The 4,637-nt window shown below is 72.4% G+C and carries 4 protein-coding genes and 1 pseudogene; 1 reads left to right on the top strand and 4 read right to left on the bottom strand.

Going from position 1 to position 4,637, the window contains the following annotated elements; genetic code table 11:
• The coding region (gene crtI / locus NA8_RS32100) for a phytoene desaturase family protein (protein WP_157107039.1) at positions 1-922 on the bottom strand (922 nt) is incomplete at its 3' end.
• Positions 923-959: 37 nt separating this feature from the next.
• Positions 960-2,093 carry a polyprenyl synthetase family protein gene (locus NA8_RS32095; RefSeq protein WP_063054037.1) on the bottom strand — a complete coding sequence of 378 codons (1,134 nt, stop codon included), beginning with the start codon at positions 2,091-2,093 and terminating at the stop codon, positions 960-962.
• A 184-nt stretch (positions 2,094-2,277) separates the two neighbouring features.
• Between NA8_RS32095 and NA8_RS32090 the strand changes: the two genes are divergently transcribed.
• Complete coding sequence (locus NA8_RS32090) at positions 2,278-3,279, top strand: methylenetetrahydrofolate reductase (protein ID WP_063054036.1); 1,002 nt, start codon at positions 2,278-2,280, stop codon at positions 3,277-3,279.
• Positions 3,280-3,609: 330 nt separating this feature from the next.
• On the opposite strand, the gene NA8_RS32080 is transcribed toward NA8_RS32090, so the two are convergent.
• Both NA8_RS32080 and NA8_RS32075 read right to left on the bottom strand, forming a co-directional pair.
• Entirely contained in the window at positions 3,610-4,416 is an 807-nt protein-coding gene (locus tag NA8_RS32080; RefSeq protein ID WP_063054034.1) for a DUF1684 domain-containing protein, read from the bottom strand.
• Positions 4,413-4,637 (bottom strand): annotated as a pseudogene (locus tag NA8_RS32075) (hypothetical protein); the annotation flags it as partial. The pseudogene NA8_RS32075 and the gene NA8_RS32080, both read right to left, overlap by 4 nt.

Genomic DNA, 4,637 nt, shown 5'->3' with positions numbered 1-4,637 from the left:
GCAGCCCACGCCGGGGGCGCACACCGAAACGGTCCAGCGAGCCGAGGTCGGCGGTGAGCACGAGCGCGTCGCAGTCGAACGAGCGCCCGTCGGCGGTGCGGGCGCTGCGGGCCCGCCTGCCCGCGTAGTCGATGCCGACCACCTCGGCGTTCAGTTCCAGCGTGCCGCCTGCCTCGGCGAACGCGTGCGCCAGCGCCGCGGCGATCGCGCGCATACCGCCCTCGGGAAAGTAGACGCCCAGCGAGGTGTCCATATGCGCAATCGCGCCGTAGACGGCGAGCGCCCGCGCGGGCGGCATACCCGCGTAGAGGGCCTGAAAGGTGAACAGGCGCGCCAGGCGCGGATCCCGCAGGAACCGGCGCACCTGCGTGCCGAGTCTGCCGAAACCGCCGAGACGTGCCAATTCGACCAGCGCGCGCCGTTTGTCGGGGAGGCGCACCATATCCAGCGGCGAGTCGAAGTTGGTGTCCATGAACTCGGTGAACTCCGCCGCGTAGACCCGCGCCAGCCATGCGCGCAGGCGCCGGTATCCGCGTGCCTCGGCCGGGCCGCAGGTCCGCTCGACCTCCGCGGCCATGACGTCCGGGTCGGTGAAGACCCTGATCTGCGCGCCGTCGGCGAACCGGGCGTGATAGCCCGGCGCCAGCCGGTGGATGCGCAGCGGGGGCTCGCAGGTCTCCGGGGCGCGGCCGACCGCGGCGAGCGCGTCGGTGATCAGTTCGGGCAGGGTGAGGACGGTGGCGCCGGAATCGATCTCGTAGTCGGCGCCCCGGTATCGCCCCACCCGGCCGCCCGGGTGGTCGGCCCGCTCGAGCAGCGTGACCGTGTGACCCGCGCCGGTCAGGTACAGGGCGGCCGACAGGCCAGCCAGGCCCGCGCCGACCACCACGACGCGATCGGTCGGTCCAGAAACGGTTCTCATCCGGTTCCTCTCCTTGCCGTGGCGCCCGCTCCCGTGCTCACGCCGCGCGCTTGGTCGCGGCCAGCGCCATCGCGCGCAGCCGTTCCTTGGCCACCGGCGTCGCCGAGCTGGCCTCGATGGCGGCCAGACCGCTGTCGGTGAGTTCGGCGATCCGGCGTTCCACCTCGTCGACCGCGCCCAGTTCGGCGAGCAGCGCGCGCAGCCGCTGCACCTGCTCGGCACTCAGGTCGGTGCCGATGCTCGAACGCAGCAGCGCGGCCGCGGCGGTGTCGGTCTCGTCCGCGCGGCGCAGGGCCTCGGCCAGCAGCACGGTGCGCTTGCCTTCGCGCAGGTCGTCGCCGGAGGGCTTGCCGGTGACCGCCGGATCGCCGAAGACGCCGAGCAGGTCGTCGCGCAGCTGGAAGGCGATCCCGATGGCGGTGCCGAACCCGCGGTAGGCCTCGATCAGCTGCTGGTCGGCGGCGGCGATGGCGGCGCCGAGGTGCAGCGGACGTTCGACGGTGTAGGCGGCGGTCTTGTAGCGGTTGATCCGCAGCGCGGCCTCGACCGATTCGTCGCCGCCCGCCTCGCCGCTGACGTCGAGCAGCTGGCCGCCGAGCACCTCGGTACGCATGTCGGCCCACACCGGCGCGAACCGGGCGATGGCCGCGGGCGCCAGACCGGACGCGTGCACCATGTCATCGGCCCAGGACAGCGCCAGGTCGCCGACCAGGATGGCCACGCTGGCGCCGAAGTGCGCCGCGTCGCCCGCCCAGCCGTGGTCGCGGTGGCGCTGCTCGAAGTCGACATGCACGGTGGGGAAGCGGCGGCGGGTGCGGGAGGAATCGATGATGTCGTCGTGGATCAGCGCGCAGGCCTGGACGAGTTCGAGCGCGGAGCAGGCGGTGAGCACCGCGGCGGCCTCGGGTGCGTGCGGATCGCCGCCCGCTCCGAGCCACCCGGTCCACGCGAACGCGGGCCTGGTGCGTTTCCCGCCGCGCAGCACGAACTGCTCGAGCGCGTCGGTGGCCTCGACGAAGACCGAGCCGAGGCGCTCGGTCGTCGGGCGGCGGGTGGCGAAGAAACTGGTCAGGGCGTCTTCCACGGCGGTGACGAAGGCGGGGGTGCCCGGCTGCGGCACCGCGGGACGCGGCGTCTGAGTACCGGTTGCGGCGGACAGAGGAGCCTCCAAGGTCGTGCGGATGGTGGACGCACGGGGTCGCGGAGGGTGCCCGGGCGCTGTGGGTGATTCGGGGCCGAGCGGGGGCGGTCGCGCGTGTCGCTCGGCGTGGCGAACATGTCGCTCGAAGCGAAGAATACGCGGGAGGTCCGAGCGACCCGACGGGGCCGCCACCTGCCACCTCTACACTGAACCGGTGACTTTCGACAACGTGCGGGGAAGCTCGACCCCTGGCCGGCCGTCCCGGACGCACCCGAACGTCTCTGGAACACCTTCGGTCGTACAGAGTCTGCGGGCTCACGCGGGGCATGCGGTGCCGTTCTCCGTGGAGTTCAATCCGCCCCGCGACGCCGCCGCCGAGGCGCGGCTGTGGCGCGCCGTGCGGCAGTTCGAGTGCATGCATCCCGCGTTCGTGTCGATGACCTACGGCGCGGGTGGTTCCACTCGCGACCGCACCGTCCGGGTGACCGGGGAACTGGCGCAGCAGACGACGCTGCTGCCGGTCGCGCACCTGACCGCGGTGGAGCACAGCGTCGCAGAGCTGCGCTCGCTGGTCGGCGCGTACGCCGACTCCGGTATCCGCAACATCCTGGTGCTGCGCGGCGACCCGCCGGGCGACCCGCTGGGGGAGTGGCACAAGCATCCGCAGGGCGTCTCCTACGCCGAGGAACTGGTGCGTATCGTCCGCGACCTCGGTGACTTCCACGTCGGCGTGGCATCGTTCCCGCAGGGCCACCACCGCTCGCCGGACCTGGCCACCGACACCGCGTTCCTGGCCGCGAAACTGCGTGCGGGAGCGGAGTATTCGATCACCCAGATGTTCTTCGACGTCGAGCACTACCTGCGCTTGCGTGATCGGCTGGTGGCGCTGGACCCGATCGAGGGCGCCAAGCCGATCATTCCGGAGCTGATGCCGATCACGTCGCTGCGCACGGTGCAGCGCGCCGAGGAGCTGTGCGGTAGGCCGCTGCCGGACTCGGTCATGCGGCGGCTGCGCACGGCGGCGGGCGACGGCGGGGAGGAGAACGCCGCGGCGGTGCGCGCGGCGGGCATCGAGATCGCCACCGAGATCGCCCAGCGGCTGATCGACGAGGGCGCGCCGTGTCTGCACTTCATCACGCTCAATTTCGCCAAGGCGACCAGCGAGGTGCTGACCAACCTCGGCTACGGCGTCACGGCCGCCCCGGTCAGCGTCTGAGTCTCTCGCCTCGGGCGGGCGCTGGGTGTGTGTCACCGGCCGCTTCCACACCGTGACCGCCGGCCGCTCGTCCTCGAATGGTGCGTTCGAACCATTCCGGCATGCACTGTGGCGGCCTCCGTGACCGACCGGTGCGCGCGAGAGCGCACCGGACGTCAGGCCGCGCGGACCGCGCGCGGCCGCCATGCCTCGGCGAGCAGCCGATGCGATTCCAGCCGACACTGTTCGGCGTGCTGGGCCAGATCGACGGTGTTGCGCAGGCCTGCTGCGCGGTCGATCCCGCGCTGATCGGGGACAGGCCCAGGATCGAGAGGGGAACGAACCGGCCGCTCATGCGGCACGTCCCCGCCGCGGGTCCCGCTCGCCCGCTTCGATGGCCACGCGCAGCCGGTTCTGCGCGGGCGCCACCGGGCAGGTCGCGAAATCGGTGAAGGCGCACGGCAGATTCGCGGCGCGGTTGAAGTCCAGCACCACCGTGCCGTCCGCCTCCGGCGTGCCCACGGTCAGCGATCGTGCCGCCGGGTAGGTCGTCACACCGCTGGTGGCGTCGGTGAACAGCACCCGCAGGTTGTCCTGGTCGCCGAACGCGACCACGCGTTCGGTCACCTCGCCGATGCGGAATTCGATGGTGCCCGCGGCGCTGTGGTGGTGCTCGAGCCCCTCGACCACGGCGCCGGTGACCACGGTCTGCTGCTGCGGGAACGGCGTGAAGCGCCCCGGGACCACCCAGCGCGGGTCGGGCCGGTAGGCCGGGATGCCGTCGAAGGTCAGCAGGGCGGGTGAAGCGGGGTCGTGCACCCGGACGGCGTAGCGGCCCGTGCGGCGGATCACCTCGAGTACCCGGCGCTCCTGCCGGACGTGCAGGCCGGGCGCCCCTTCGGCAGGGGTGACGATCTGTACGCCCGCGATGCCGAGCCCGTCGTATTCCAGCCGGTCGGCGGGCTGGGCGGTGATGAACACCTTCTCGTCGGTGACCCACCAGGTGCCGGGCAGGTCCGGCAGCCGTTCGGGGCGGTCGGTGAGCCAGTGCAGCGCGGTCAGGCCGAGGAAGCCGAGCGGGTCGCGCAGTTGGTCTTCCCGCGTGTGGTGCCAGCGCGCCCACTCGGTCTCGAAAACGGTGGTGATGCTCGTGGTCATGACGCTTCGGCTCCTTCGTGGGCTGTGGTGCGACGGTGGGGATGGCGCAGGCCGAGGTGGTCGCGCAAGGTGGCTCCGGCGTACTCGGTGCGGAAGCTGCCGCGCTCCTGGAGTTCCGGGACGACCCGGTCGACGAATTCGTCCAGCCCGTGCGGGGGTCCGAGCAGCAGCGCCTGCTGCCACAGCGTGGCGCGCATGCCGCGCGCGGACCGGCCCGCGCG

This window comes from Nocardia arthritidis NBRC 100137 (assembly GCF_001612765.1).
Taxonomy (GTDB): Bacteria; Actinomycetota; Actinomycetes; order Mycobacteriales; family Mycobacteriaceae; genus Nocardia; species Nocardia arthritidis.
This window is presented reverse-complemented; position numbering and strand designations above follow the sequence as displayed.

Excerpts from the sequence above, each read along its gene's own strand:
- NA8_RS32080 (WP_063054034.1), bottom strand. The coding sequence starts at position 4,416 with ATGACCACGAGCATCACCACCGTTTTCGAGACCGAGTGGGCGCGCTGG.